The organism is Streptomyces sp. NPDC127114 (genome assembly GCF_042677525.1).
Taxonomy (GTDB): Bacteria; Actinomycetota; Actinomycetes; order Streptomycetales; family Streptomycetaceae; genus Streptomyces.
Genome location: NZ_JBHXTJ010000001.1, coordinates 315781 through 342313 on the forward strand (window position 1 = coordinate 315781; position 26533 = coordinate 342313).

Annotated in this window: 23 protein-coding genes and 2 pseudogenes; 9 read left to right on the forward strand and 16 right to left on the reverse strand. The window is 72.7% G+C overall.

Annotated features, from left to right (window positions below; all coding sequences use genetic code 11):
* Position 1 precedes the first annotated feature (1 nt).
* From ACFVGS_RS01385 to ACFVGS_RS01410, 6 genes and pseudogenes are all read right to left on the reverse strand, one after another.
* Positions 2–955 (reverse strand): alpha/beta hydrolase, encoded by a 954-nt coding sequence (locus tag ACFVGS_RS01385; protein WP_385689200.1) that lies wholly within the window; start codon positions 953–955, stop codon positions 2–4.
* A 256-nt stretch (positions 956–1211) separates the two neighbouring features.
* Complete coding sequence (locus ACFVGS_RS01390; RefSeq protein WP_385689202.1) at positions 1212–2636, reverse strand: dihydrolipoyl dehydrogenase family protein; 1425 nt, start codon at positions 2634–2636, stop codon at positions 1212–1214.
* Positions 2636–3214, reverse strand: coding sequence for a Dps family protein (locus ACFVGS_RS01395; RefSeq protein WP_384409520.1), 579 nt, complete (start codon positions 3212–3214; stop codon positions 2636–2638). Before ACFVGS_RS01395 ends, ACFVGS_RS01390 begins: the two co-directional genes overlap by 1 nt.
* Positions 3215–3311: 97 nt before the next feature.
* Entirely contained in the window at positions 3312–3818 is a 507-nt protein-coding gene (locus ACFVGS_RS01400) for a DoxX family protein (protein WP_384409522.1), read from the reverse strand.
* 5 nt (positions 3819–3823) lie between these two features.
* Positions 3824–4486: a hydrolase gene (locus ACFVGS_RS01405; RefSeq protein ID WP_384409524.1), complete on the reverse strand. Its 663-nt coding sequence runs from the start codon at positions 4484–4486 to the stop codon at positions 3824–3826.
* Positions 4487–4778: 292 nt separating this feature from the next.
* Positions 4779–4940 (reverse strand): annotated as a pseudogene (locus tag ACFVGS_RS01410) (pirin); the annotation flags it as partial.
* 548 nt (positions 4941–5488) lie between these two features.
* Here ACFVGS_RS01410 and ACFVGS_RS01415 point away from each other — a divergent pair.
* From ACFVGS_RS01415 to ACFVGS_RS01425, 3 genes and pseudogenes are all read left to right on the forward strand, one after another.
* Positions 5489–6070 carry a hypothetical protein gene (locus tag ACFVGS_RS01415; RefSeq protein WP_385689205.1) on the forward strand — a complete coding sequence of 194 codons (582 nt, stop codon included), beginning with the start codon at positions 5489–5491 and terminating at the stop codon, positions 6068–6070.
* 297 nt (positions 6071–6367) lie between these two features.
* Positions 6368–6805, forward strand: a complete 438-nt coding sequence (locus tag ACFVGS_RS01420) for an endonuclease domain-containing protein (protein ID WP_385689516.1) — start codon at positions 6368–6370, stop codon at positions 6803–6805.
* A gap of 123 nt (positions 6806–6928) precedes the next feature.
* A pseudogene (locus tag ACFVGS_RS01425) lies at positions 6929–7703 on the forward strand (transposase).
* Positions 7704–7764: 61 nt separating this feature from the next.
* Here the strand turns inward: ACFVGS_RS01425 and ACFVGS_RS01430 are convergent.
* The 3 genes from ACFVGS_RS01430 to ACFVGS_RS01440 all read right to left on the reverse strand — a co-directional run bounded on the left by ACFVGS_RS01430 (position 7765) and on the right by ACFVGS_RS01440 (position 10861).
* Entirely contained in the window at positions 7765–7938 is a 174-nt protein-coding gene (locus ACFVGS_RS01430) for a hypothetical protein (protein WP_385689207.1), read from the reverse strand.
* A gap of 274 nt (positions 7939–8212) precedes the next feature.
* Positions 8213–9280 (reverse strand): HEAT repeat domain-containing protein, encoded by a 1068-nt coding sequence (locus ACFVGS_RS01435; RefSeq protein WP_385689210.1) that lies wholly within the window; start codon positions 9278–9280, stop codon positions 8213–8215.
* A 615-nt stretch (positions 9281–9895) separates the two neighbouring features.
* The gene (locus ACFVGS_RS01440; RefSeq protein ID WP_385689213.1) at positions 9896–10861 is read right to left on the reverse strand and encodes a pirin family protein; all 966 of its coding nucleotides are present in this window, start codon (positions 10859–10861) and stop codon (positions 9896–9898) included.
* Positions 10862–10993: 132 nt separating this feature from the next.
* On the opposite strand from ACFVGS_RS01440, the gene ACFVGS_RS01445 reads away from it, so the two are divergent.
* Positions 10994–11341, forward strand: coding sequence for a tetratricopeptide repeat protein (locus ACFVGS_RS01445; protein WP_385689216.1), 348 nt, complete (start codon positions 10994–10996; stop codon positions 11339–11341).
* A gap of 83 nt (positions 11342–11424) precedes the next feature.
* On the opposite strand, the gene ACFVGS_RS01450 is transcribed toward ACFVGS_RS01445, so the two are convergent.
* Entirely contained in the window at positions 11425–13491 is a 2067-nt protein-coding gene (locus tag ACFVGS_RS01450; protein WP_385689219.1) for a hypothetical protein, read from the reverse strand.
* Between the two features lie 12 nt (positions 13492–13503).
* Positions 13504–16206, reverse strand: coding sequence for a hypothetical protein (locus ACFVGS_RS01455; RefSeq protein WP_385689222.1), 2703 nt, complete (start codon positions 16204–16206; stop codon positions 13504–13506).
* 281 nt (positions 16207–16487) lie between these two features.
* Between ACFVGS_RS01455 and ACFVGS_RS01460 the strand changes: the two genes are divergently transcribed.
* The 3 genes from ACFVGS_RS01460 to ACFVGS_RS01470 all read left to right on the forward strand — a co-directional run bounded on the left by ACFVGS_RS01460 (position 16488) and on the right by ACFVGS_RS01470 (position 18936).
* Positions 16488–17072, forward strand: a complete 585-nt coding sequence (locus ACFVGS_RS01460) for a hypothetical protein (protein ID WP_385689225.1) — start codon at positions 16488–16490, stop codon at positions 17070–17072.
* A gap of 92 nt (positions 17073–17164) precedes the next feature.
* Positions 17165–17788, forward strand: a complete 624-nt coding sequence (locus ACFVGS_RS01465; RefSeq protein WP_385689228.1) for a DUF305 domain-containing protein — start codon at positions 17165–17167, stop codon at positions 17786–17788.
* Between the two features lie 257 nt (positions 17789–18045).
* A complete protein-coding gene (locus ACFVGS_RS01470; RefSeq protein WP_385689231.1) occupies positions 18046–18936 on the forward strand; it encodes a F510_1955 family glycosylhydrolase in 891 nt (296 codons plus the stop codon).
* Between the two features lie 110 nt (positions 18937–19046).
* Here ACFVGS_RS01470 and ACFVGS_RS01475 read toward each other — a convergent pair whose 3' ends face one another.
* The 3 genes from ACFVGS_RS01475 to ACFVGS_RS01485 form a co-directional block, all read right to left on the reverse strand.
* Entirely contained in the window at positions 19047–19457 is a 411-nt protein-coding gene (locus tag ACFVGS_RS01475) for a hypothetical protein (protein ID WP_384409539.1), read from the reverse strand.
* A 99-nt stretch (positions 19458–19556) separates the two neighbouring features.
* The gene (locus ACFVGS_RS01480) at positions 19557–21209 is read right to left on the reverse strand and encodes an amidohydrolase (protein WP_385689234.1); all 1653 of its coding nucleotides are present in this window, start codon (positions 21207–21209) and stop codon (positions 19557–19559) included.
* Between the two features lie 155 nt (positions 21210–21364).
* Positions 21365–22774 (reverse strand): purine-cytosine permease family protein, encoded by a 1410-nt coding sequence (locus ACFVGS_RS01485; RefSeq protein WP_385689237.1) that lies wholly within the window; start codon positions 22772–22774, stop codon positions 21365–21367.
* Between the two features lie 280 nt (positions 22775–23054).
* On the opposite strand from ACFVGS_RS01485, the gene ACFVGS_RS01490 reads away from it, so the two are divergent.
* Positions 23055–23612, forward strand: a complete 558-nt coding sequence (locus ACFVGS_RS01490; protein WP_385689519.1) for a TetR/AcrR family transcriptional regulator — start codon at positions 23055–23057, stop codon at positions 23610–23612.
* 30 nt (positions 23613–23642) lie between these two features.
* Here ACFVGS_RS01490 and ACFVGS_RS01495 read toward each other — a convergent pair whose 3' ends face one another.
* Positions 23643–24473: a hypothetical protein gene (locus ACFVGS_RS01495; RefSeq protein WP_384409545.1), complete on the reverse strand. Its 831-nt coding sequence runs from the start codon at positions 24471–24473 to the stop codon at positions 23643–23645.
* Positions 24470–25969, reverse strand: coding sequence for a dihydrolipoyl dehydrogenase family protein (locus ACFVGS_RS01500; protein ID WP_385689240.1), 1500 nt, complete (start codon positions 25967–25969; stop codon positions 24470–24472). Before ACFVGS_RS01500 ends, ACFVGS_RS01495 begins: the two co-directional genes overlap by 4 nt.
* 122 nt (positions 25970–26091) lie before the next feature.
* On the opposite strand from ACFVGS_RS01500, the gene trxA reads away from it, so the two are divergent.
* Positions 26092–26466, forward strand: coding sequence for a thioredoxin (gene trxA / locus ACFVGS_RS01505; protein WP_384409549.1), 375 nt, complete (start codon positions 26092–26094; stop codon positions 26464–26466).
* Positions 26467–26533: the final 67 nt, after the last annotated feature.

Sequence of the window (26533 nt, forward strand, 5' to 3'; positions counted from 1 at the left end):
GTCATGCGAGGGCCTTCCGGAGGACGTCGGTGGCGAGACCGATGGCGAGGTCCGCGGCCCACGTGTCGCGCAGCGCGTTCAGCATCACGAAGTCGTGGATGGTGCCCTGGACGCGCAGGGCGGTGACGGGGACGCCGGCGGCGCGGAGCTTCGCCGCGTACGCCTCGCCCTCGTCGCGCAGGACGTCGGCCTCGGCGGTGACGACCAGGGCGGGCGGCAGGCCGGTGAGCTGCTCGGTGGAGGCGCGGAGCGGCGAGGCGGTGATCTGGGCGCGTTCGGCCTCGTCGGTCGTGTACTGGTCCCAGAACCATTTCATGGCGTCGCGGCGCAGGAAGTAGCCCTCGCCGAACCGGTGGTACGAGTCGGTGTCGAAGCTCGCGTCCGTCACCGGGTAGAACAGCACCTGCTGGACGAGCGTGACGTCGCCGCGCTGCTTGGCCATCAGGGTGAGCGCCGCGCTCATGTTGCCGCCGACCGAGTCGCCCGCGACGGCGATCCGCGTGCCGTCGAGGTCCTTGTGGCGGCCCTCGCGGGCCACCCACTGGGCGACGGCGTAGTTCTGCTCGATCGCGACGGGATAGCGGGCCTCGGGTGAGAGGTCGTACTCGGGGAAGACGACGGCCGCCCCGGTGCCGACGGCGAGTTCGCGGACGAGCCGGTCGTGGGTGTGGGCGTTGCCGAAGACCCAGCCCGCGCCATGGATGTACAGGATGACGGGGAGCGCGCCGGTGGCGCCGCGGGGCCGGACGATCCGGGCACGGACGTCGCCGGTCGGGCCGCCGTGGACGGTGGTCCACTCCTCGTCGACCTCGGGCAGGGGAACGCCCTCACCGCTCTGGACGTCGTCCACGGCCTTGCGGCCCTCGACGACGGGGATCTGGTAGAGGTACGGCGGATGGGCGGTGGCGTCGGCGAACGCCTGGGCGGCGGGTTCGAGGACCGGACGGTCGTTCATGAGGGGATCTCCTTCGGGATGTCGGGTGTCGGGACGTCGGGATGTACGGGAGGGGGACGGGCCGGAGGGGCTCAGCGGGTCGCCCGCCCGGCGGCGAGGATCACGCGGGCGACGACGGCCGGGCGGGAGACGGCCACGGCGCGCGACGCGTCCACTTCGGTGACGTGGAACCGGCGCGCCAGGCCATCCACTGGCCGGGCGGCTCGCGGTTCCGGCGCCGATCACGCCTCCAGCAGGGGAGCACGCGGGCCTCGCCTCAGAGGCCGTACGCCTCCAGGAGCCGGAGCCAGACCTCGCTCACCGTCGGGAAGGCGGGCACGGCGTGCCACAGGCGCTCCAGGGGGACCTCGCCCACGACGGCCACGGTGGCGGTGTGGATGAGTTCGGTCGCCATCGGGCCGGTGAGCGTGCAGCCGACGACGACTCCTCGGGTCTCGTCGACGACGAGCTTGGCGAGGCCGCGGTAGTCGTCCGCGTGGAGCGCGGCACCGGCGACGTCGTCGATGCGGTACTCCACCGTGCGTACCTCGAGACCCGCTTCGCGTGCCGCGCGTTCCGTGAGGCCGACGCTCGCGACCTCGGGACGGGTGAAGACGGCCTGCGGGACGGCGAAACGGTCGGCTTCCGCGCTCCACGGCTGCCGGCCGCCGGTGACGGCCGGGCGCCCGGCGGCTCGCTCGGCGATCGCCGCCGCGCAGGCACGGGCCTGGTACTTGGCCATGTGGGTCAGCGGCGCACGGCGGTTGACGTCGCCGACGGCGTAGAGCCAGTCGCCCTGGACCCCGGTGACCCGGCAGGTGTCGTCGACCGTGAGCCAGTCGCCGGCCGGCAGTCCCACGGAGTCCAGGCCGAGGTCCGCGGTCCGCGGGCGTCGTCCGACGGCGGCGAGGACCTCGTCGCAGACGAGGGCGGTGCCGTCGTCGGTGTCCACGGTCACCGTGCGGGTGTCGTCGTCACGGGCGACCCGGACGGCCGACACCCCGAAGCGGACGGTGACGCCCAGATCGCTCAGACCCCGGGTGACTTCTTCGCCGGCGCACGGCTCCCAGCCGGTCAGCAGGGCCTGATCGCGGACCAGCAGGGTGACGGAGGAGCCGAGCGAGCGCCACGCGGTGGCCATCTCGCAGGCCACCACTCCCCCGCCGATGACGACGAGCCGCTCGGGCGCCGCATCGGCCGTCGTGGCCTGACGGTTGGTCCACACACCGATCCGGTCGAGCCCCTCGACCGACGGAAGGGCGGGTTCCGTGCCGGTGCAGACCGCGACCGCGCGCCGGGCCCGCAGGGTACGGACCGTGCCGTCGGCCCCCGTCACCTCCACCCGGCGCTCACCGGCGAGCCGCCCGTGCCCCCGTACGAGCGCGATGCCCGCGCCATCGAGCCAGTCGGCCTGGCCGGCGTCGTCCCCTCGCCCGGTGAAGCGGTCGCGGCGGGCCAGGACGTGTGCCGGGTCGAGTGCCGCCGTGACCGCCTGCCGTGCCCCGTCGACCGATCGGGCCTCCGCTCGGGCGGCGCCGGGTCGCAGCAGGGCCTTGCTCGGCACGCAGGCACGGTAGGAGCACTCGCCGCCGACGGCGTCGGCCTCCACGACGACGGCGGTCAGGCCGGACCGCACGAGCCGGTCGGCGACGACCTCGCCGGCCGGTCCGCCGCCGACCACGACGACGTCGTACGTGTCCATCAGCCGCGCACCAGAGGCGTGTCCACGAGGTGCTCGGCCAGGAACCACACCTGCGCCTCGCCGGTGCGGATGACGTCGGAGACGAGCAGGTCCGCGCTGCCCTCGTCGCCCTCCCCGGAGAGCCGGGCGGCGGCGTCCCGGGCGTCGGTCAGGATCCGCTCGTGCGCGTCGAGGAGCCGCGACAGCATGACGGGCACCGGCTCGACGCCGTCCGGCGGGCGGGGAATCGCCGTCAGCTCGGCGACGTGGCGCGGGTCGCCGACGGCGACGCCGCCGAGGCTCTGGACGCGCTCGGCCAGCGCGTCCACGATGGCCAGTTGGGCCTCCGCGTGCCTGTCCAGCATCAGGTGGAGCGAGTAGAAGGTCGCCCCGCGCATGAGCCAGTGGTGCTTCTTGTAGAGGGAGTAGAGGATCTGCGTGTCGGCGAGGACGCGGTTCAGCCGCTGGCAGGCGTACATGCGGGTGTCGTGGCCGAGTCCGATCGGCAGCTGCTTGAGCGTGCCGAACGCCTGGGTCTCGGCGCCCTTCTGGTGCAGCAGCGGCTGACCGCCGCCGTGCGGGGTCGTGAGGGTGTCCATCGAGTGCTCCTGAGGGGGAAGGAATGGGAAGGGCCCGGCCGCCCGGTCGGGGGTGCACGAGCGGCCGGACCCGGTCTGCGTGGCGCGCGCTCGGCGCTCAGCGCTCGGCGATCGCCGGGGCGGTGGGCCGGTGCAGGACGAGCCGGGTGAGGAGTCCGCTGCCGAGGCCGGCCGCGAGCGCGAGGGCGGCCCACCACAGCGGGTACGGCGTGAGGCCGAGGGCCGCGTCGAGGGACCAGGCTCCGGGGCCGGTGGCGGCGAGGGCGGCGGCGGTGCCGATGAGGACGAGCGGGTACTCGTATCCGTCGTTCTGCACCCAGAGGCCGTGGCGCCACTTCACGGTGAGGGCGACCGTCATGACCCCGATGGTGCCGGTCGCGGCGAGCGGGGTCAGGAAGCCGGCGGCGAGCAGCAGGCCCGATCCGATCTGGCCGCCGCCCGCCGCCAGGGCGGTGAGGGCGCCGCCGCGGAAGCCGTCGGCGCGGAACTCCTCGGTACCGCCCTCGAGTCCCCTGCCGCCCAGGTGCGAGCTGACCTTCTGCACACCATGGCCGGCGACGAGCAGTCCCACCAGCAGACGCAGGATCAGAATGCCGGTGTCCACAGGGGTCAGCCGGCCGCGTGCGCGCCGATGACCGACTGCGCGTACACGACACCCAGGCCGTACGCGCCCGCGTGGGCCTTGACGATCTCCATGACGGCGCCGTACGTCTCCTGGCGCGCCCAGTCGCGCTGCAGCTCCAGGAGCACCTGGACCCAGGTCACGGGGACGGCGCCGGCGGCGATCATCCGCTGCAGCGCGTGCTCGTGGGCGGCCGGGCTGACGCCGCCGGAGGCGTCGGTCACGACGTACACCTCGTAGCCCTGCTCGAGCGCCGAGAGGGCGGGCAGCACCAGGCAGACCTCGGTCCACAGACCCGACAGGACGATCTTCCTGCGGCCGGTCGCCTTGACCGCCGCGACGAGCGCCTCGTCCTCCCAGGCGTTCATGGTGGTGCGGTCGATGATCTCGTTCTTGGGGAACACCTCGGCGAGCTGCGGCAGCAGGGGGCCGGAGAAGGACTCGGCGGCGACCGTGGTCAGGACGGCCGGCACGTCGAACGCCTGGGCTGCCTTGGCGAGACCCACGGTGCTGTTGATGATCGCGGCACGGTCGCCGCTGCCGGTGCCGAAGAACATCTGCGGCTGGTGGTCCACGAAGAGCATGACCGAGTTGTCGGGCGTGAGCAGGTCCTTGCTCGGAGCGGCCTGCACCTTGTCGATGTCGAACATGCGGGGTCCCTTTCGAAGCTGTCGGTGACGTGCCCACCGCCTCCGCGGCTCGGCACTTCCTCAAGCTACGAGCGACCCGGCCGACCGAATTGACCTCGGGCGCCCCGGGGTTGGCACGACAGCGCACAACCGGCCGACCGGGGGGGCTGGCGAGGGTCCGTTCAGCGCGTCGTGGACGGCGACGGTGCAGGAGAGGGGCGGCATCGCACCCTCTCCCCCAGGCACCCCGACAGGCGGAGCCCCAGCCGCGCAACCCCACGACCGGCCTCGACCAGAAGGAGGAACCCTCAGGTCAGCGCACCCGACCCCGCGCCTTCAGCTGGGTTGCCGGCACCTCCGGCGCGGCCAGGGGGTCGCCGTCATAGCCCTTCACCTCACCGAAGCGGGTGCCGGTCATCCAGTCCTCGCGGGCCTGGCGGATCTCCGCGTCCGTGCGGCCGACGAAGTTCCACCACCACTTGATCAGTCGACGTTTCCGCAGGTCAGAGGCTTTCGCGTCCGCCGAAGTCAGCAAAAGTCAGCATTGGCATGCCTCCGGGTAGCCCGATTCGCTCGCACGTGTCCGCCGTGGCCCAGAGGTGGGGCTGGTCAGCCCGACTCACCGAACCGATAACCGGTGCCCCACTCGACCCGCCCCGACGGGATCTCAAAGCTGCCTGTGGCAGCTCCGACACTTCTTCCTACCAAGCTGAGGAGAGAATCCCTGACCGGCGGTGGCGTACGTCCGAGCCAGCAGAGGACCTGACAAAGAGCTGACAGGCCCTCTACCTAGAGTGATCAAGCCCTGCCCTGCAAAACTGGCGCGATGAGACGTGTGCACCTGGAAGCGGCCGAAGACCATGTCGAGCGCCTGGCTAGAGAGCACGATCCCGTGGGAGCCGTGAAGGCTGGAACGCGCTGGACGCGGACGCCACCGAGCCATGCCGACGGCTACCCCTCGGCATCGGAGTCCGGCGATCATTCCGGGCGACAGTCCGGCCCAGCGGGTGGCACCATGCGGCCATGCGCGAAGACTGCCAGGCCGGCTACACACGCTGTGTCCACGTCACCGCTGACGCCGCCGACGCGTACCGCCAGGCCATGCGGCTGTGCGCGCTGATGGAACACCGCGGCGAGGAGGCGGAACTGCTGACACGCCTGGAGAGCGTCGACGCGGTCCGCCGAATGGCGGCGGCGCTGCCGAACTCCCGTTTTGTGCACCGCCCGTACCCTGGCGCCCGACCCTCTTGCGGCGCCGGCGGCTGCGAACCGGACGTGCCGTCCATGGACGACCGTGAACTGGAGGCGCACCTGCCGCTCGAGATGTCGGCACGGTTCGCACCGGGGACGGCCGAGGAGCGGGTCATCGCGGCACTGGGCGACAACGGCAACGCGGTCTTCCTCGTATGGCCGGGCCGCTGGCCGGACAGACCCGAGCACGGCCTGCACGGCTTCCGCCACGACGCGGTACAGGTCGCCTTCCGCGGCGACCACTCCGACCCTGCACTGCCGTCCCGTCGGCATGCGGTCCACGTCCACGTGTCCAAGGAGTCCGGCCACCGCGGCGTCGAGTATCTGGCTGCGCAGGCGGGAGTCCACCCGTGACCAACTCGGCGCTCGTGCACGCCGCCGTCCGGTCCGCATCACCGCACTCGTCCAAGCCGTCTTCGCCCTACATCTGACCAGCTCAGCGTGAAGTTGGAAAGAGCTCACTGTCAGTGCTGTGCCCTATCTTCCTGCGCACCGAGGAAAGGAGCATTGGTGGCGAGGCGGCGGCCGCAGGACAGTGATTGGGACTGGGACGATGCGTGCGACGAGTTGTGCATCTTGTGCTGGGAATGGGTTCCTCGCCTGGTCGCGGGTACGGAGGTCTGTCCCCGGTGCCGACGGATGCAGCGGCGCATGGGGAAATACGGACTCTCCATAGCGCGTTACAACGCAATCTGGAGAGCACAGGGCTTCAGGTGTGCTCTCTGCGGCGACAGCGCTGAGGCCTGTGACATGGGCATCCCGCACGAGGCCAAGTCGATCTGGCAGATCGACCACGACCACACCTGCTGCGGTCCCCTGCGCTCGCGCGGATGCTGCGTGCGCGGCATCCTGTGCAAACCATGCAATCTCCAGCGGCTTCCCGTCTATGAAAGGTGGCCCGCGGAACTGCGCGACAGCCCAAGATTTAACGACTACCTGAATAACCCACCCGCGCGCAGACCCGAAGCGGAGGTCATCAAGGGACGCGACAACCGATACCTCCCGACATCATGGTCCTTCATCATGGACCGAAAATATGCCGAGGAACTGGCTGCAAAGGACGCAGGGGACTGCCATGGCTCCCCGTAACCGCCGACGCTGAGAAGCCCAAGGGCCTACCCGGCCATTTGCCCGTAGGTCTCGCAAGATGTGACCGAGTACCCTCCCTAAAAGCTGTCCCCTAAGTGATCCTGATTTGCGATGATCTCGACCGTGTCAGGCGTGATCACGGCGTCCGAGCCGTCCTGGATAGCCCCGTTCACCGGTCTGAGCCCCCCGCCTTTGGCAGGTTGGTGACCGCTCTGCGTCGCGAGGGTGCCGACTTCCCGGGCCGGGGCCGGCCGTGGAAGCTGTCGTTGGAGGACCGGGTGCTCCTGGTCGCCGCATACTGGCGGACGAACTTGACGATGCGGCAACTGGCCCCGCCGTTCGGGGTGTCGAAGTCCGGGCGCGCACCGGGTGATCGACGACCTCGGCCCGAGGTTTGCGCTGCGTCCACGCCAGCGGTTCGCCAAGGACGCGGTGCTGATCGCTGATCGTGGACGGCACCCTGGTACCCACCCGGGACCACAAGGTGGCCGAGCAGTCGAAGAACTATCGCTATTCCACCAATCATCAGGTGGCCATCGACGCCGACACCCGTCTGATCGTGGTGGTCGGCCGGCCGTTGCCGGGCAATCGCAACGACTGCCGGGCCTGGGCAGAGTCTGGTGCGAAGGCCGCCGTCGGCAGCACGATGACCATCGCCGATGGCGGTTACCCGGGTACCGGGCTCGTCATGCCGCATCGCCGCCGCAAGGGAGAGGATCTACCCGACTGGAAACAGGCACACAACAAGTCCCACAAGCAGGTTCGCGCCCGCGCGGAGCACGTCTTCGCCCGGAGGAAGACCTGGAAGATCCTGCGCGATTGCCGCCTGAGAGGCGATGGAGTGCAGCACGCGATGCATGGCATCGCCCGCCTGCACAACCTCGCCCTGACCGGATAGCCCCCCGCAGGGGAGTCGCGGGCGGGGTCGGCCTTACTCGAATAGCGTCGCACGGTGACGGTCAATAAAGTTTGCATTCCCAGGGCTCGATGTCCGGCTCCCCCCGTGGCAGCTTCCCGGTGCAGTATGCGTAGAGATAGGTTGCAGCCCGGCGCTCCGCGTACTTCTCATTGACCGGTTCGCCCTGCTCGTCCAGTTCGAGGACGTTGGCAAAGATCGCGACGCAGGTCTCCATCTAGGAGGGCGACTCGCGCAGCTCTTCCCAGTAATCGATCCCGTCCAACATCGGATGGCCCACCGACCCTCGAGCAATCCATCCGGCGAAGCGTCGCAAGGCTCCCGAGGCGCCATGACTGAGATGCGAAGGAATCTAGTCCCAGTCTTCCCGGGTTGATCCTTGGCCTCCCGCCTTAGCGGGCGCCGAGGTCCTAGGGGGTGGCGCGGCTGGTTACGGGACAGCCTTTAGCTCCGGTCGACAACTTCGATGTACAGGGGGCCGAGCCGGTCGCTCAAAGTGGGAAGGCCCAGGGGTCGCCGTACGGTTCGGGCTCTTCGGGGTGGAGCATGCAGCGAATACAGCGCGAGAGTCCCGGTTCACCGGATCCGGCGGCGTGCATCCACGGCAGAGTGTCCATGGCGTGCGCGCGTTCCTCTGTGGCGAAGGTGTCGATGGTCTGGTGGAGGTCCTCGGGGGCGGGTTCGTCCGTGAGGCAGAGCCAGCCGATTGCCGCGGCCAGGCGGACTTCGGGGGCCTCTGTTCGGTCTTGCCACCGCTCGCGGAACCACCAGACGGTCGGCGGCTGTACGTGGGCCCGGGTGATCTCGGCGACGGCGAGGAGCAGGGCGGCACGGACTATGGCGTCATGCTCCGTGGCCAACCTGGCGGCAAGGGCGGTCCGGACCACGTGGTCGGGGTCGGCGGCGGTGGCCAAAGCGTAGGTGGCGTCGATGCGGATGGTGGAGTCGGAGTCGTTGAGAAGAGGCAGGAGTACGGGTGTTTCGGCGGTGATCGCGGCTCGGGCGGCGGCCACCGACCAGCCGGCCGGGTAGCCGGTCACCTCGACGCCGTAGTCGTCGTAGTCGTAGGGGGCGTGGCGCCGAGGATCGTTGCGGTGGAGCAGGAGTTCATCACGGGAGGCGACGCCATAGTGCCGGGCGCGGGCCGGGCCGGGGAGCACGGCAAGGGCGGCGGCACGGTGAGGGTGGTGGGCATCGGCGGCGATGCGGATCAGAAACGGTACGGCGAGGGCGGCTGCGGCCCGGCTGTCGTTGGCGCACAGGCCACCCAGCACGCCCGTCGCGTAGCTAGCGGGGTCCTCGCTGGCGCGCAGCAGGTGAACGGCCTCCCGGGCATCGTCGCCGTGAGGGAAGTTCCCCCACGGGACGGCGTCGAGGAGCAACCCGCGTCGGGCCCCGGACTGGATGCCGGCCACCACCGCCCGCACATCGAACGCGCCTCCCACGAACGCGGCCAGATCCGCTCCGTCCACCAGCGCCCGGCACATCGCGAACGTCGGATCAGTCCGCCAATCCCTCACACCACACCCCCACCATCGAATCCCCAGAGACTCGATCATGCCTTGCCCGACCGCCCCCGCCGGCCGACTGCGGGAAGGCGAACATCCCAGGCATGCCACGATCCGCCCAGAACTCGAAAGATCCGCAGGGAAAATGCAGCTCAGCGATCGACGATGCGGGTTCGGACCACAATGCGCGACGGGCCTTGCGAGGTTAGCAAGGGCCTGCACGCGGACCAGCCGCCTGCACCTTGGCCCGAATCGTGGCCGTTTCCGCGGTCAGTGGCCACGCGAGGCGTGTACCGCCAGCACACGAAGAATCTGCTAGTCAGCTACCCCCGACGTAAGGCAAGTTCTTCCGAACGTTTTCGGCGAGACGCACCAGAAGAAGCTCCGCAAGATGACCGAGATCGCGAACTGCGGGGCGCCGCCGAAGTGAACGGCACGGGGTCTCGCCGCACGCCCCCTACGGCCCCGACGGCGGAACGGGGCCGACCCCCAGGCTGATGAGGAAGCCTAGATTGGCTAGGCACACGAGCACAGTGCGGAATTGAACCCGCCGACTGGGCGACTGCGAAAGGGGCTGCGATACACCCCCTCCCGCAGCCGCGACGACAGCCACGGGCGGAGCGAAGCATCCCCGCCCCTACATCGAGCAGGACAGAAAATCCCAGGTCAGCGCACCCGACCCCGGGCCTTCAACTGCATTGCCGGGACCTCCGGCGCGTCCAGTCGGTCGCCGTCGTAGCCCTTTACCTCGCCGAAGCGATCGGACGTCATCCAGTCCTCGCGGGCCTGGCGGATCTCCGCGTCCGTGCGGCCCACGAAGTTCCACCACATGACGATCTCCTCCTCGAACGGCTCGCCGCCGAGGAGCATCAGTCCGGCGTCCGAGGCGGCGCGCAGCGGGAGTTCGGTGCGGCCGCAGCCCAGGTAGAGCATGGAGCCGGGCAGCAGGGGGACGTCGTCGACGTGGGCCTCGCCCGACATGGCGAGGACGGCGTACTCGAAGTCGGGGTCGAGCGGCAGCCGGTGTTCCGTGCCGGCGGTCAGAGCGAGGTCGGCGCCGACGAGGGGCGTGTACGTGGTGCCCGGTGAGGCCGCGCCGTCGAGGGTGCCGAGGATGACCGTGGCGGTCAGTCCGGGGGCCGTGACGTGCGGGAGTACGGCGTGGTGCTGGAACTGGGGTTCGACGTGCCGGTGGGCGTCGGGCAGGGCGACCCAGAGCTGGGCGCCGTGGAGGTAGCGGGCGTGGGGCCGGGGGCTCTCCTCGGAGTGGGAGATGGCCCGGCCGGAGGTCATCAGGCCCAGTTCGCGGGGCCTGATGGTCTGCAGGCTGCCGGTCGAGTCGCGGTGCAGCACCTCGCCCTCGTGCAGCCAGCTGACGGTCTGCAGGCCCATGTGCGGGTGGGGCGGGACCTGCATTCCGGGTTCGTCGGCGATGTCGTCGGGGCCGTAGTGGTCGACGAAGGCCCAGGCGCCGACCATGCGGCGGCCGAGGTTGGGGAGCAGTCGGCGGACCTGGGTCGATTCGCCGAGCGGGACGTGGCGGGGGCTGAGGAGCTCGCGCACCGGTTCGGCGACGACGAAGCCCCTGCCACCGCAGACCTGGAGGGTGGCCTGGCGGTCGAGATTGCTCATGCCGCTCAACCTATTCCCGTCCGGGCGCGGAGGGAGGCGGACCCACGCCGGAATATTGGTGGAATATTCAACCACCCGGTGCGGTTGACGCGCCCGTAGGAGACGGGACGCGACAGTGGGAGAGAGTGAGCGGTGAGCGAGGAGACGTACTACGAGTTCGGCACGGCGGCCGACCGGTGGGGCCGCGCGCAGCTGTTCTTCGAGGCGAAGGAGTACCTGACGGCGGCGCGGATCCTGCGCGGTCTGGTCGCCGAGCACCCGGACCAGACGGCGCAGCGGCTGCTGCTCGCCCGCGCGTACTACCACTCGGCGCAGCTCACCCGGGCCGAGGAGGAGCTCCGGGCCGTCCTGGAGCGCGACCCGGTCGAGCACTACGCCCGGCTGATGCTCGGCCGGACCCTGGAACGGCAGGGCCGCGCGGAGGAGGCGGCACCGCATCTGCGGCTGGCCGCCGCCATGTCCGGTGACGTCGTCGAGTGACCGCCGTCGCGGGCGTGACGCCTCACCGTCACGGGTGACGGCGCGCGGGGCCGGTCCGGGGCCACGGCCCGCGCCCCTCACCGTCACGGAGCGAAGCGGAGGTCGGCGCCGCCCTTGAGCAGCGGGGCGTCGTTGGCCTCCGTCCACTCCCGGTGGTTCAGGAGGTCCTGCACACAGGTCTCGTTCGCCGTCGGGATCACCGTGCCCGGCTGGACCGCCGAGGTGTAGCGCCGGGTGAGCGCCGTGTTCCCGTGCACGGCCCTGCGTACGGAGGCCAGGGTGACGTCCACGCGGGGCGCGTCCGGGAAGGTCGCCTGGAGCAGGAACACCCCGCCGCCCTTCGCGAACAGCGGCTTGGCGAGCGCGGCGCCGTGCTCGTCGTAGCCGCAGCGGTTGCCGCTGATCTCGCTGGCCGCGTCGGTGCGCACGGTCACCTTCGTGACGCCGAAGACCTCCCGCAGGATCGCCGTCCACATGTCCGGGACCCCGCCCATGTTGCCCTCGGTGTCGGTGTAGTGGACGATCCCGCCGCCCGGCCGGTCGGCGGTCGTGTTGCCGGTGACGCGGGTGCCGGTGAGCGTGAGGTCGGCGTTGCGGGCGGAGATGCCCCCGCCGCCGGGCTTGGCCCGGCGCCGCTGCCCGGACGGCGGCGCGGCCTCCAGGCCCCGCGAGACGTTGTTCCTGATCAGGCACCGCTCGAAGGTTCCGGCCGAGCCCATCGTGAGCCGTACGCCGCCGCCCATGCTGCCGGTCCGGTTCCCGCCCACCTCGGTGCCGTCGAGCCGCACCCGGGACAGCACCGACGCGTAGAGCCCCCCGCCGTCGTCGGCGGCCGAGTTGCCCGTGACACGGCAGTCCCGCAGGGTCACCGCGCGCCGCCGGGCGTCGAGGATCTCCTGCTCCTGCCAGGCCGACCAGCGGTCGAGCCGCAGGGCCGAGGCGGCGATCGCGTAGAAGGCCAGCTGTACGGCCTCCTGGACCCGGCCGGTGACCAGTTCGGCGAGGATCCGTGGGGTCTTGGCGAGCACCGGGTTCGGCTCGAAGGGGTTCAGGAGCCAGCGCAGGAAGTGGTAGAGCTCGCTAGGGGTGAGGGTGACGATCGTGCCGGGGCTGAGCACGGCGGTGCGCGCCGCGAGCGCCCGGTCGGCGAGGAACCTGATGAGGTCCAGCTCGCTGAGGTCGCGCGTGAGCCGCCCCGGCAGCGACACCTCGCAGCCGATGCCGCCGCCGTCGAGCCTGCCCCGCCGTCCGGAGGCGTTGCGGTCGATCCAGCAGCCCTCCAGGGTCGGCCAGCCGTAGCCGACGACGGCGAGCCCGCCGCCGCGTCCCTCGGCGGTGTTGCCGCGGATCAGGCAGTGCCGCAGGGTGGGGCTCGCCCATACGGTGGCCACTCCCCCGCCGAAGGACTGGCCGGCCAGCCACATGGCGCGGACGCCCGGCGGCACCAGGGCGTCGAAGGTGCGCGCGGCCTCGGCGAGCAGCGCGGCCCGGTCGATCGTGGGCAGCGGAGCGGCGCCGCGCACCCACGAGAGCATGGTGTTGACGGTGGCGATCATCCGGTTGACCGAGGCCACGGCGCCGGCCGGCAGGACGTCGCCGAGCAGGGTGAGCACCGCGTCCCGTAGCGCCCTGCGGTCCGCTTCCGGCCAGGCCGGGAAGGACGCGGTCTCGGTCCGGTTGCCGGTGATGACGCAGCGCTCGACCAGGACGTCGTCGGCGTCGACGACGGCGATGCCGCCGCCCGCGCCGAGCGCCGGGTCGCGCGGGGTGTGGACGGAGTGCCCGCCGGTGATCCGCAGGCCGGTCACGGTGACCGGTCCGAAGCCGCGGCGTCCGCTCGGCGCGGCGGGCCCGATCCGCAGCACCCGGTGGCGCCCGCCGCCGTCGAGGGCCGGCAGGGCGCGCGCGTCGAAGCGGGGGTCGGCGGGGTCGGCGGCGGGCCGGCCGCGCAGGTGCTCGCTGATGAGGGTCACGGGCCGGTCGAGGACCAGTTCCGGCTCGCGGTAGACCGCGTTGTCGAGGATGACGACGGTGTCGCCGGGGGCGGCGGCGCGCAGCGCGTCGGCGACGGTCCTGGCCGGTTTCCGCTCGGTGTCGAAGCGGCCGGACCGCACGCCTCTGCCCGCGTGCACGTAACGGGTGGTGGCCATGGGCGCGCCCGCCTACAGCTGCCGGCCGGTCTTGGGGTCGTACGCGACCTCCACGGCCACCACCTGGTCGGTGGGCAGGACCTCCACCCACTGGTCGAAGACCCGGTACGGCTCGGCGGGCCGGAATCCGCCGGCGAGCGGGTCGAAGCCGGTCTCGAAGACCTGTTCGGCGGCGAGGGTGTTGGCGACGCTGGTGTTGGCCGCCTGGAGTTCGGCGGCGAGGAGTTCCAGGACCCGGCCGATGGTCTGGTCGCGGTACGCCTCCGGGTCGCCCTCCTGCCAGGCGTACGGCCGGTCGAGCGCGGCCTCGCCCTCGACGCCCGCCTTGGTGAGCCAGCCGAGCGCCTCCTGCTCGTGACCGGGCCTGATCGGCAGGACGGCCTTCACCCAGGCGGAGTTGAGGAACTCGTTGCGCCGCTCGTCGCCGTCGGCCTGCACCAGCCAGCCCAGCGAGCTGCCCATCGGGGCGGGCTGCGAGTCGGGCGTGATCAGGTAGTCGACGCGCCATTCACGGGCCGGAGTGGGGCCCTTGGCGTCGGGCCCGTTGTGGGAGCTGGTGCGGGAGTAGGCGGTGACGACGGTCTCCCCGGCCAGCGGGTCGTCGGCGACGCCCTCCCAGCGGGCCGGCGGTACCGGATAGCGGCCCAGCGAGTCGGCGTCGGGCGGCGCCGAGACGTCGTCGGGCCGCCAGAAGTCGGGCGAGACGAAGTACAGCATCTGCTCGACGTCGAAGATCTGCCGGATGAGTTCCGCCTCCAGGTGCGCGTCCTTGGGCTCGAACAGCCTGAGCTGGTCGACGAGATGGGCGAACACGGAGTGCCGCTCCTCCTTGCGCAGGTCCTCGGCGGGCCGCGGCCTGACCTTGCTGAGGAGCGTGGTCCGCTCGCGCACCGCCGCCGCGTACGCCTTGCGCTGGAGGGCGGCGACCTCCTTCTCGTAGGCGGCCAGGGCGGCCTTGTACGCCTCCTCCGCCGGGTTGACGGCGGGTGGCTCCCAGCGCAGCTGGAGAGTGAAGGTGATGACCGCCGTGCCGCCGAAGTGGACGTTGTCGGCACGGACCTGGAAGCGGCCGGTGTCGGGGCGCTGGATGACGTACTTGACGAGGAACTTGGCGTCGGTGCCGTGGCCGTTCTTCGCGGACACCAGCTGCACGAAGTCCGGGTTGGTGCTGAGGGTGTAGCCGGGCGCGGGCGGGATGGCGCCGTAGTCGAAGTTCGCCATGATGTACTCGTCCTCCTCTCCGCGCCACATCCGGTCGAAGCCCTCCTGCCGTCGCCAGTCGGCGTCCTGGTGCGGGGCGTTGGTGCTGTCCGGGTGCTCGGCGATCGGGAACGTGCCGGTGAAGGTGGAGAGGATCGGAGCCAACGGCTCGGGCGGCTCGGGCTTGCGCACCGCGGTCAGGTCGGGCGCCGGCACGACGTCGACGAGCTCGCCCAGGCCCAGGACGCGGCCGGGCGCGTTGACGAACACCTGCCAGCTCATCCTCGTGCCGATGTGCTGCACCTGGACGCCCACCTTGCGCATCTTGCGGCGCAGTTCGTAGTTGGCGAGCCGGTCGGTGGTGTTCTGCACGACATAGCGCCGGCTGGAGGTGTCGGTGGTCTCGGTGACCGTCTTGAAGGTGGTCGTGAAGTTGCGCCGGATCTCGCTGCTGACCTTGGAGCTCTGGGTCCTGGTGTGCTTGTGGGTGAGTTCGGAGGACTTGCTGGTCGTGGACTTGGTGGCGAAGCTGGCGCTCGCGTCCGCGTGGTAGATCCCGGCGAAGGACGCCCCGCCGGCGGCGCTCGCGCCGAGGCTCGTGTCGTTGGCGTTGGACTCCTTGACGGCGTCGGCGACGTCGCTCTGGTCGGTCAGCGTCTCCTCGGACTTGCGGACCGTCTCCTCCGACTGGCTCGCGGTGCGCTCGACGAGGGTGCGGCGGGTGCTGGTCTCGACGAGCTCGACCATGCCGCCGGGGCTGAGCCACAGGTGCCCGGCGGGCGCACCCAGGAAGGTGTCGAACTCGTAGAAGTACTGCCGGAAGAGGTTGACCAGGCCGACCGGCGACAGGATGCCCTCGGTCGGCGGATCCTGCCCGGCGAGTCGGGCGAGCGCCGCGAGCTCCGGGCTCTCCAGGCCGCGGGCGGCCGGCCCGGCGAAGGCCTCGGCCGCCGGGCGCCGCCCGTGCGCGGCGGCGAACCGGCCCGCGCTCGCATAGCCCAGCCAGCCGGGCAGCGGCTGGTACACACCGAAGAGCTCGCTCGCGTACGGCAGGGTGCCGGCGAACTCGGTCACCGGCCGCCCGGTGCGCACCGGCCCCGGCACCGGTGCCGTCAGCACCCGCACCGGGCCCGCGGGCCCGCCCGGCGAGGTGGCGAACGGCGTCACGGTCCAGGGCTGGCCGGGCCCGCGCACCACCAGGAGCAGGTCCCGCTCGGACTGCGCCGGCGGGGCCACGAAGGAGACGGTCAGCGGCCCGGTGCCGGTGACGGTCCGGCCCGCGTACTGCCGCCCGGAGCCGGGGTCCGGCTCCACGAAGGCGCCGTCGAGGGCCGGCACGCCCGGGAACAGGGCCGGGTCGCGCACGTCCACGTCGGCGGGCAGCGCGAGGGCGACCCGCTGCCCGGGATGGAGATCGGCGGGGGACGAGGGCTGCACCCGGTAGGACCAGATCTGGTACCAGGAGCCCGCGGCGGGGAGTGGGGTGCGTCCGGCGAAGGTGACGACGATCGACATGCGGGTGCCTCCCGATGTCCCGAGGTGTGGGGCCTTGCGTGATCAGGGTCGGGGCGCGGACGGGACGGTGTCACGGGCGTGGCCGGTGTACGCCAGGTGCCGGTGTGTCCCAGGTACGGAGGACCCAGGTACGGGGGACGCCAGGTACGGAGGACGCCGGAATTCCGCCGCCCCGGGGGACGCGCGGGCCGGTGCGGGTACCCGCGAGGGGTATTCGGTATGGTCGGGAGGAGACGCAGGAGACGGGCGGACACCGGCGGGACCGGGAGGAGGACACACGCGTGCGCACGGGACGGAAGAGCGGCGGCCGGATGCGGGCGAGCGGTGCCCTGGCGCACCTGCTGCTCGTCGTCGTCCTCGCGCTCGGCGTGTTCGTGATGCACTCGGTCGGCCATCCGGAGGGCTCCTCCGGCAGCGGCGCTACGGACCGGACGGCGCACGCGGCGAGCGTCACCCACGCCGGGGCGGTCACCCACGCCGCGCCGGTCACCGGCCCCACGGACGTCTCCGCCCCCGGCATCTCCACCGATGACGCCTCCGCGCCGGACGTCCTCAACTACGACGCCTCCGACGCCTCCTCCGTCCACGCCTCCCACGCCTCCGCCCCGGCCTCCTCCGAGGGCGCCGAAGAGGGCGCCCACCACGGGACCTCCTCCTCCCATGGCTCCGGCACCGGGACGGACATGACCACGCTGTGCGTGGCCGTCCTCGGGGCCTGGCTGCTCGTCGCCCTGGTCCGGGCGGCCCTCGCGCGGCGTCCGGACCGGACCGCCGCGCTCCTCGGCGGGCTGCTGCCCGCCCTGGGCCCCCACGCGCCGCCTCCCCGGCCGCCCTCCCTCGCCCGGCTGTCGGTCCTGCGGATCTAGAACGCCTCCCGCTCCGCGGGTGCTTCGCGCTGCCCGCGGACGCGTTCGACCGATCCACGACACGAAACGACAGCACACGAGGTGTGACACACATGCGTGCCCTGAACGACAACCGCATCACCCGCAAGCTCGCGCTGACCGGCGCCGTCGCCGCCGCCGGGCTCCTGCTCGCCGCCTGCGGAGGCTCCGGCGACTCCGACGGCATGGAGCACGGAGGCAAGACCTCCGCCACCGCCTCCTCGGGCGCCCCGGCCGGTGCCTTCAACGACGCGGACGTGATGTTCGCGCAGATGATGATCCCGCACCACGAGCAGGCCCTCCAGATGGCGAAGCTCGCCGACGGCCGCGCCGAGGACGCCGAGATCAAGCAGATCGTCGCGGCGGTCGAGAAGGCCCAGGACCCCGAGATCCAGAAGATGAAGTCCTGGCTGAAGGCCTGGGGCAAGCCCGAGAGCACCCCCGGCGGCCACGGCGGTCACGCGATGGCCGGGATGCTGTCCGACGCGGACATGACCGACCTCGCCGCCGCGAAGGGCAAGGAGTTCGACCGGAAGTTCGCCGAGCTGATGATCGCGCACCACGAGGGCGCGGTGGAGATGGCGAAGACCGAGCAGAAGGACGGCAAGGACCCGGAGGCGAAGAAGGTCGCCGACGACGTGGTCCGGACCCAGGCCGCCGAGATCGCCCAGCTGAAGAAGATCCTCGACCGGCTCTGACGAGCACTGACGGCACACACGGGCACTCGCGGGCACTCGCGACCGCTGAGTGAGCGGAGCCGACCGGCTCCGGCCCTCCACGCCGCCACCGTCACGGCGGTCCCGCGCCTCGCGCGCGGGACCGCCGCCTTCCCCGCAGGCCTCTGCGCACCCCGGGCCTCCGCATGCCCCCGGCCTGGCCGCTCGGCGCCGGTTCTCGCGCACCTCGGCCTCCTCGTGGCCCCGGCCTCCCCGTATTCCAGGAAGCTCCCCCACCCATGAACAAGCACCTCACCGCCCTCGCCGCCGCCGTGCTCGCCCTCACCCTCAGCGCCTGTGGCGCGTCGGCCGACAGGACCGATCCCGCGGACCCGGCCGACCCGGCCGCAGGCGTCGGGCTCGGCCACATCCATGGCCTCGGCGCCTCGGGGCCCACCGTCTACGTCGCCACACACCAGGGCCTCTACACGCCGGCGGCCGACGGGCGCCCCGCCCTGGTCGGTACGCGCAAGGACGACTTCATGGGGTTCACCGTGACCCCGGAAGGCACCTTCCTCGCCAGCGGCCACCCCGCGCCGGGCGGCGACGGGCCCGCCGACCTCGGGCTGATCGAGTCCACCGACAGGGGCGCCACCTGGACGACGCGCTCGCTCGCCGGAGAGGTCGACTTCCACGCCCTCGACACCGCGCCCGACGCCACCGTCTACGGCTACGACGCCACCAACGGCAGGCTGCGCGTCAGTCGCGACGGGGTCGCGTGGGAGGACCGCGCCGCGCTGCGCGCCCTGGACGTCGCCGTGTCCCCCTCGACCGGCGGGAAGGCCGCCGGGACCGTCCTCGCGACGACCGAGAAGGGCGTGGTCCGCAGCACCGACGGCGGCCGGACCTTCGGCGCACCGCTCTCGCCGCAGGTCGTGGCGTACGTGTCCTGGGCGGCCCCCGACGCCCTGTTCGGCGTCGACCCGTCAGGGAGGCTGCTGCGCAGCGCGGACGGCGGGGCGTCCTGGACGCGTGTCTCGCGGCTGCCGGGCGGGGCGCCGCAGGCGCTGACCGCCGTCGACGGGCGCCGGGTCCTCGCGGCCACCGGGGACGGCGTGTACGAGTCGTCCGACGGAGGGCGGACGTTCGTGCGACGGATGGCCGTGGCGTCGGGCACCGACGGCCACTGAGCCGGCAGGCCGGCCAGGCCAGGTCAGGCCAGGTCAGGCCGGTCAGGTCAGGTCAGGTCAGGTCAGGTCAGGTCAGGTCAGGTCAGGAGAGGAGATCAGGTCCGGTCCGGTCAGCCGCCCGGTCCCCCGGCTGCGTTCGGCTGCGCTCGGCTGAAACCCGCCTGCGCCGTGTGGACGGTGACCGTCGCCCCGCCGAGCATCTCGGCCTTCGCGCGGAGCCGTTCGACGGCGGCCTCGCTCGGCCGGCCGTAGACGTCGATGGAGCGCATCCGGATGAGTTCGGCGAAACCCCGGAACTTCTCTCCGCCGATGTCCATGTGCAGTTCGAGCGATGCCGAGTCCGGGTGGACGGCCACCAGGGTCATCGTGGACGCGGGCTCGTCGAGGTAGAAGTGATAGGCGATCAGCCGGGGCTCGCGGTCCCGGACGAAGTCGGCCAGGTCGCGCATCGCCGCCCGGACGTCCGCGAGCCTTCCTTCGCGCACGTCCGAGCGGTCGACGTAGTAGAGGGGGTCCGCCATGCCGGCCGACGCTACCCGCGGCGGCCGGTGGCCACGGCGCGACGCGCCCCGCCGGGGGCGTGGCCACCCCCGGATGCGGGAGCGCGGGACGGAGCCGCCCTACTCGACGGTGTGGACCACCTCGCCGCCCACGACGACGGTCTCGGCGACCGTGCCGGGGATGGCGTCGGCGTCGACGCGCAGGATGTCGCGGGAGAGGACCACGAAGTCGGCGAGCTTGCCGACGGTGAGCGAACCCCGGTCGTGTTCCAGGAAGTTGGCGCGCGCCGAGCCCATGGTGTAACCCTCGACGGCGGTGGCGACGTCGAGGGTCTCCTCGGGTGTCCAGGCCTCGCCGCCGCCGGGCGGGCGGCGGGTGACGGCGGCGTGGATGCCGATCATGGGGTCCATCTCGGCCACGTTCCAGTCGCTGGACAGGGCGAGCAGGGCGCCGGCCCGGTGCAGGCTGCGCAGCGGCCAGGCCTTGTGCCAGCGTTCGGGACCGATGTTCTCCGCCCAGTCCTGGCCGGGTCCCGCGATGTCCGGGGCGGCGTGCCGGGGCTGCATGCAGGCGGTGACGCCGAGTTCGGCGAAGCGCGGGGTGTCGGCGGGATCGAGGCACTCGACGTGGACGACCTGGTGGCGGGCGTCGCGCGGCCCGTTGACGGCGCGGGCCCGTTCGACGGCGTCGAGGACGGTGCGGATGCCGCGGTCGCCGGTGGCGTGCACGAAGCACTGGAAGCCGCGCGCGTCGAGCCGGGTGAGCAGCTCGGCGAACTCCTCGGGCGGGTAGAAGGTGTCGCCGCGGTGGTGGCGGCAGCCCGCGTACGGTTCGAGCAGGGCGGCGGTGCGGGGTTCGACGACGTCGTCGATGTACAGCTTGAGCGGTCCGACGCGCAGCCGGTCGTCGGCGAACTCCTCTGCTGCCGCGGCGAACGCGTCGAGTTCGGCGTCGGTCGTTCCGCGCGGGTGGAAGAGCGCGGCGACGATGCGCGAGCGGAGCCTGCCTTCGGCGCGGGCGCGCTGGAAGAGGGCGAGGTCGTCGAGGGAGTTCTGCGGCTCGACGACGGTGGTGATGCCGTAGCGGACGGCGTCGTCCAGGCTCTTGGCGAGGCGGCCGTACTGTCGGTCGGCCGAGGCCCACGGGACGCCGAGGTCGCGCAGCGCGCGGTGTCCCTCGCGGGAGAGTCCCTTGACGGCGAAGTCCTTGACGAATCCGGTGGGTTCGCCGGTGGCGGGATCGGTGACGGCGGTGCCGAAGGGCAGTTCCGTGCGGCCGGGGCGGACGTCGAGCAGGCGCAGGGCGGCGGTGTTGAGCCAGGCGGTGTGGACGTCGTAGGAGAGGACGAGTGCGGGGGTGTCGCCGGTGGCGGGGTCGAGGTCGGCGGCGGTGGGCATCCGGCCGCCGGGGATCGCGGAGTAGTCGAAGGCTTCGGCCTCGATCCAGGGCGCGTCGGGGTGGGCGGCGCGCCAGGCGCGGACGCGGGCGTGGATCTCGTCGAGGTCGCGGGCGCCGACGAGCTGGACGCAGGCGTCGTCGGAGCCGAGGCGGACGTGGTTGTGGGCGTCGACGAAGCCGGGCAGGACGAGCCTGCCGCCCGCGTCGACGACCCGGGTGCGGGGTCCGGCCCAGGCCTGGGCCTCGCTGTCGGGGCCTGTCCACGCGATCCGGCCGTCGCGGACGGCGAGGGCCTCCGCTTCGGGGTGGTCCGGGTCGACGGTGTGGACACGTCCGTGGACGAGGAGGAGGTCGGCGGGAGCGGGGCGGTTCATGCGGGTGGTTCTCCTGGTGCGGTACGGGCGGGGCTCGGCCGGCGGGGCTCGGCCGGCGAGGCTCGGCCGGCGCGTCCGGGCCGGGCGGCCCTGGGACGGGTCGGGGCGGCGGCGGTCGTCTGGCGAGGCTCGGCGCGGGGCGGCCGGGGCGGCGGTCAGGCGGTGTCGGCGGGGCGCACGGTCCGGCGGGCGAGGAGGACGTGGACCGCGGCGGCGACCACGGCGCCGAGGAGGGAGAGGTCGGCGCCGCCGAGCGGGGCGACGAGGGGGCCGGTCCACAGTTCGGAGTCGCAGGTGAGGGCGGAGAAGAGCATTCCGGCGAGCAGGGCCGCGGTCCCCGCCGGGTGCCAGCCGCCCCGGTACCAGTAGGCGCCGTGTTCGCCGGCGTGCAGTGCGGCGGAGTCGTAGCGGCAGCGGCGGAGCACCATGTCGGCGAGGAAGACGCCGCCCCAGGGGGCGAACACGATGATCAGGAGGGAGAGGAAGGACAGCAGCGAGGTGGTGAAGTCGACGAGGAAGAGCGCGCCGAGCGAGCCGGCCGCGGTGACCGCCGCGCTGATGAGGATGGCGCGGGCGCGGCTCCACGGGATGCCGAGGACCTGGAGGTTCAGGCTGGAGGAGTAGAGCGTGATGATCGAGTTGGTGACCGAGCCGCCGAGTACGAGGGCCAGGAAGAGCGGCTGGAACCAGCCGGGCAGCAGTCCTTCGGTGCCGGCGACCGCGTCGGTCAGGTCGGCCTGGGTGGCGGCGGCGACGCCCGCGATGCCGAGCGCCACGGAGGAGACGAGTCCGCCGAGGCCGCCGCTCCAGGTGAGCGCCTTGAGGCTGGTGGTGCGGGGCAGGTAGCGGGTGTAGTCGGCGGGCATCGGGACGTACGAGAAGGGGCCGGCGAGCATGACGACCAGGGCCAGGCTCCAGCCGGAGGCGCCGGGCGCGGCGGCGGGTGCGGAGGTGTCGGCGCCGGGCAGCACGAAGGCGAGCAGGGCGGCGAAGCCGGCGGCGAGGGCGTAGGCCATCCAGCGCTCGGCCCACTGGACGGTGGCGTGGCCCCAGAGGGCGACGACGAAGGTCAGGGCGAGGGTGACGGCGAGCGCGAGGGCGCGCGGGAGGTGGCCGCCGCTCCAGCCGAGGTCGGCGAGGAAGGCTTCGAGGGCGAGGGTGCCGACCACGGTGTTGACGACGGTGTAGCCGATGCTGACGACCCAGTTGAGCAGTCCGGCGGGCCAGTTGCCGCGGACGCCGAAGGCGGCGCGGGAGATGGCGAGGGTGGCGGTGCCGGTGCGGACGCCGCTGAGTCCCGCGGCGCTGATGGCGAAGAAGGAGAGGCCGCCGAGCACGACGACGGCGGTGGCCTGCCAGAAGGAGAGGCCGAAGGAGACGGCGAGGGCGCCGTTGATGACGTAGGTGAAGGTCAGGTTCGAGCCGAACCAGAGCCAGAAGAGGTCCTTGGCGCCGCCGTGCCGTTCGGCGTCGGGGATCGGGTCGATGCCGTGGCCCTCGACCTGGAAGACCTCGTCGCGGCCCGCCGGGCCGTCGGTCGTGGGCGCCGCCTCGTGTCCGAGCACGCCGCACCCCCTTCGTGAGAGACGTGTGGTGAGTGTGGTGAGAGATGTGCGGAGAGCCGTGATGCCGGGAGGAGTCCTTGAACGGCATTCTTGAATGACGTTCTAAGTTCTTGAATGGCATTCAAGATGGACGCAAGGTTCCGGCCACGTCAAGACCTCGGGAGGTTGCGGTTAGGGTCGACCCCGTGGACGGCGGACGGCGGACGGCATGAGGACGGGACCGGTGGCAGGCGCAGCGCGGGCGGGACGGCGGCGGGACGGGAGCATCACGCGGGAGCGGATGCTCGAGGAGGCCATGAACGCCATCGCCGAGGACGGCCTCGCCGCCCTCACCATGTCCGCGCTCGCCGAGCGCCTCGGCACCAGCGGCGGCCACATCCTGTACTACTTCGGCAGCAAGGACCTGCTGCTGCTCGCCGCGCTGCGCTGGAGCGAGGCCGCGCTCGCGGAGGAACGCAGACGGCTGCTCGCGCGGCGGCTGAGCGCGCCGCGCCGCCTCGACCTGTTCCTCGCCCTCTACCTGCCGCGCGGCCCGCGTGACCCGCGGTGGACGCTCTGGATCGAACTGTGGGCGCGCATTCCGGCCAACGAGGAACTCCGCGCCGCCCAGCGGGAACTCGACCGCGCCTGGCAGGACGACCTGGAGTCGCTGCTCGCCAAGGGCGTGAAACGCGGCCACTTCGCCCCGACGGACGTCCCCGCCCGCGCCTCCGAACTCCTGGCCCTCCTCGACGGCCTGAGCACCCGCGTCGTCCTCGCCGACGACGCGGCCGCCGCCCCGCGCGCCGCCCTGGAGTCCGCCCGCAGGGCGGCGGAACTGCTGGTCCCGCGCGCCTGACGCCCGGCCGGCCGGCCGCCGCCGCCGGGCTTATCCGTCCGCCGGCGGCGGCTCCCACGGCAGCGGGTCCACGGTGGCGAAGGGCCAGGGCGGTGCGTCGGGGTGACGGGAGGTCTGGTCGGCGTACCAGAGCGTCTGTTCGGCGTGGAGGACCGGGCGGGAGAGACGGGCCACGCTCGGGTAGGAGGCGGCGAGGGCCTGCGCGAGGTGGAGGGTCGTCTCGGCGTCCGAGGCGGGGTCACCCGGACGGGTGTGCGGGACGCCGTACCACTCGGCGACGGCCCGGAGGGACCGGCCGCCGAGGCGGTAGCGGTCGGCGTGACGGTCGAGGACCAGCGGGTCGCAGACCGGGGCGACACCGGACGGGAGCCGCTCGGTCAGCGGGACCAGGCCGTGGCGGACGAGCTCGGCGTGCAGGGTCGACAGGACGTACGGCGCGAACCAGACGACGAGCGGTTCCCCGCTCGCGAGGTGGGCGGTGACGAGGCCCGCGACCTCCTCCAGGGCCTCCGCGGGCGGCAGGGCGGCCGCGCCGCGCCCGGCCGCCGGGACCTCGATCTCGGACGCGAGGTCCAGGACCCAGTCGCGCGCGGTGCCGTCGCTGCCGCGCAGCGCCGCCGCCCGGATCCGGTCCACGGCCGGGCGGTGGCCGGTGGCCGCGATGTCCAGGGACAGCAGGGACCGCCGGTGCCAGCCGGGATGGTCCCCGCGCGGCGGCGGGCCGGGTTCGGGGGCGTGCTCCACGTGGTAGACCTCCCAGGCCTTCGCGCCGTGCCGCAGCAGCCCGGTGCCCGCCGGGACCGGGCCGCCGCAGCGCGCGCAGGAGGCGTCGTACTCGTTGACGCGCTCCCCGGCGGTCACGGCGTGCCCGCCCCGTCCCGGTACGCCTCGAGGAGCCGCAGCCAGGCCTCGCTCAGGGTCGGATAGGACGGGACGGCGTGCCAGAGGCGGGCGATCGGGACCTCGCCCGCGACGGCGACGGTCGCCGAGTGGAGCAGTTCACCGATCCCGGGCCCCACGAAGGTGACTCCGAGCACGACCTCGCGGTCCAGGTCGACGACCATCCGCGCGTGCCCCCGGTAGCCCTGGACGTAGAGGCCGGCGCCCGCCACCGACGTCAGGTCCAGGTCGACGGCCCTGACCCGGTGCCCCGCGGCCTCCGCGGCGGCCAGCGAGAGCCCCACCGCGGCGACCTCGGGGTCGGTGAACACGACCTGGGGCACGGCCGCGTGGTCGGCGGTCGCGCGGTACGGGCTCCACGCCGCGCCGTCCTCCCCGCCCGCCCCGCCGGCCCGGGCCGCGATGGCGGCGCCCGCGATCCGCGCCTGGTACTTGCCCTGATGGGTGAGCAGCGCCCGGTGGTTGACGTCGCCGACCGCGTACAGCCAGTCATGGCCCTCGACCCGCAGGCTGTCGTCGACGCGGAGCCAGGAGCCCGGTTCCAGGCCGACCGTCTCCAGGCCGATGTCCTCGGTGCGCGGCCGGCGGCCGGTCGCGAACAGCACCTCGTCGCCCTCGACGACCTCACCGTCCGCGAGGACCACGGTGACCGGGCCCGTGCTGCCGTCCCGGACGACGGCGGAGACCTCGACGCCGGTACGGATGTCGGCGCCGCGCTCGGCGAGGGCGTCGGCGACGTGCTCGCCGGCGAACGGCTCCATCCGGGGCAGCAGCCCGTCGCCCCGGACCAGGAGGGTGACCCGGGAGCCGAGCGCCTGCCACGCGGTCGCCATCTCGGCCCCGACCACTCCCCCGCCGACCACGATCAGCCGCTCGGGCACCCGCGCGGAGCTCGTCGCCTCGCGGCTGGTCCACGGCCGGGCGCCGGCGAGCCCCGGCAGGTCGGGCAGCACGGCGCGGCTGCCCGTGCACACGGCGACGGCGTGCCGGGCGGTCAGGACGTGGCGGTCGCCCTCGGGCCCCTCGACGGTGACCCGCCGGGGCCCGTGCAGCCGGCCCTGGCCCCGGTAGAGCTGCGCCCCGGTGGACCGCACCCAGTCCACCTGGCCGTCGTCCTTCCAGTCGCCGACCACGGAGTCGCGGTGGGCGAGGACCTCGTGGGCGTCCAGGGGGCCGTAGGCGTGCGCGCGCAGACCCGGCACCCTGCGCGCCTCGGAGCGGGCGATCGCCGGGCGCAGCAGTGACTTGCTGGGCATGCAGGCCCAGTACGAGCACTCGCCGCCGACCAGTTCGGTCTCCACCACCGCCGCGCTGAGTCCGGCCGCCCGGACCCGGTCCACCACGTTCTCGCCGACCGGTCCCGCGCCCAGGACCACCACGTCGTACGCGTGTTCGCCGTCGTGCTCGTGCGTCCGTCCGTCCGCGTGTGCCCGCTCGTGTTCCGCCGCTCGTGTCATGGGAAACAGTCTGGCGGCGCCGGCGCCGATCGGCGCGGAATAGCACGGCTCGATAGGCGGTTGTGCGGGACGAGTCCCCAGGGGACCGTAAGGCAACCGCCAGGAGACCGGAAGGTAGGCACATGAGCACTGTCGAGCTCACCAAGGACAACTTCGACGAGGTCGTGAGCGAGAACGATTTCGTTCTCATCGACTTCTGGGCCTCCTGGTGCGGTCCGTGCCGACACTTCGCTCCGGTCTTCGAAGCCGCCTCCGAGCGGCACGAGGACCTGGTCTTCGCCAAGGTCGACACCGAGGCGCAGCAGGAGCTCGCGGCGGCGTTCGAGATCCGCTCGATCCCGACCCTGATGATCGTCCGTGACAAGGTCGCGGTGTTCGCGCAGCCCGGCGCCCTGCCGGAGGCGGCCCTGGAGGACCTCATCGGCCAGGCCCGCAAGCTGGACATGGACGAGGTGCGCAAGTCCATCGCCGAGGCGCAGTCCGCCCCGCAGAGCTGACCGCGGCAGCGCCGACGGACGACGAGGGGCGGCCCGGATCGCACCGGGCCGCCCCTCGCGCGGGGAG

Bases quoted from the DNA above. Each gene is read 5' to 3' on its own strand.
- ACFVGS_RS01385 (WP_385689200.1), bottom strand. From the start codon at position 955: ATGAACGACCGTCCGGTCCTCGAACCCGCCGCCCAGGCGTTCGCCGAC.
- ACFVGS_RS01390 (WP_385689202.1), bottom strand. From the start codon at position 2,636: ATGGACACGTACGACGTCGTCGTGGTCGGCGGCGGACCGGCCGGCGAG.
- ACFVGS_RS01395 (WP_384409520.1), bottom strand. From the start codon at position 3,214: ATGGACACCCTCACGACCCCGCACGGCGGCGGTCAGCCGCTGCTGCAC.
- ACFVGS_RS01405 (WP_384409524.1), bottom strand. From the start codon at position 4,486: ATGTTCGACATCGACAAGGTGCAGGCCGCTCCGAGCAAGGACCTGCTC.
- ACFVGS_RS01415 (WP_385689205.1), top strand. From the start codon at position 5,489: ATGCGCGAAGACTGCCAGGCCGGCTACACACGCTGTGTCCACGTCACC.
- ACFVGS_RS01420 (WP_385689516.1), top strand. From the start codon at position 6,368: ATGGGGAAATACGGACTCTCCATAGCGCGTTACAACGCAATCTGGAGA.
- ACFVGS_RS01430 (WP_385689207.1), bottom strand. From the start codon at position 7,938: ATGGAGACCTGCGTCGCGATCTTTGCCAACGTCCTCGAACTGGACGAG.
- ACFVGS_RS01435 (WP_385689210.1), bottom strand. From the start codon at position 9,280: ATGATCGAGTCTCTGGGGATTCGATGGTGGGGGTGTGGTGTGAGGGAT.
- ACFVGS_RS01440 (WP_385689213.1), bottom strand. From the start codon at position 10,861: ATGAGCAATCTCGACCGCCAGGCCACCCTCCAGGTCTGCGGTGGCAGG.
- ACFVGS_RS01450 (WP_385689219.1), bottom strand. From the start codon at position 13,491: ATGGCCACCACCCGTTACGTGCACGCGGGCAGAGGCGTGCGGTCCGGC.
- ACFVGS_RS01455 (WP_385689222.1), bottom strand. From the start codon at position 16,206: ATGTCGATCGTCGTCACCTTCGCCGGACGCACCCCACTCCCCGCCGCG.
- ACFVGS_RS01465 (WP_385689228.1), top strand. From the start codon at position 17,165: ATGCGTGCCCTGAACGACAACCGCATCACCCGCAAGCTCGCGCTGACC.
- ACFVGS_RS01470 (WP_385689231.1), top strand. From the start codon at position 18,046: ATGAACAAGCACCTCACCGCCCTCGCCGCCGCCGTGCTCGCCCTCACC.
- ACFVGS_RS01475 (WP_384409539.1), bottom strand. From the start codon at position 19,457: ATGGCGGACCCCCTCTACTACGTCGACCGCTCGGACGTGCGCGAAGGA.
- ACFVGS_RS01480 (WP_385689234.1), bottom strand. From the start codon at position 21,209: ATGAACCGCCCCGCTCCCGCCGACCTCCTCCTCGTCCACGGACGTGTC.
- ACFVGS_RS01490 (WP_385689519.1), top strand. From the start codon at position 23,055: ATGCTCGAGGAGGCCATGAACGCCATCGCCGAGGACGGCCTCGCCGCC.
- ACFVGS_RS01500 (WP_385689240.1), bottom strand. From the start codon at position 25,969: ATGACACGAGCGGCGGAACACGAGCGGGCACACGCGGACGGACGGACG.
- trxA (WP_384409549.1), top strand. From the start codon at position 26,092: ATGAGCACTGTCGAGCTCACCAAGGACAACTTCGACGAGGTCGTGAGC.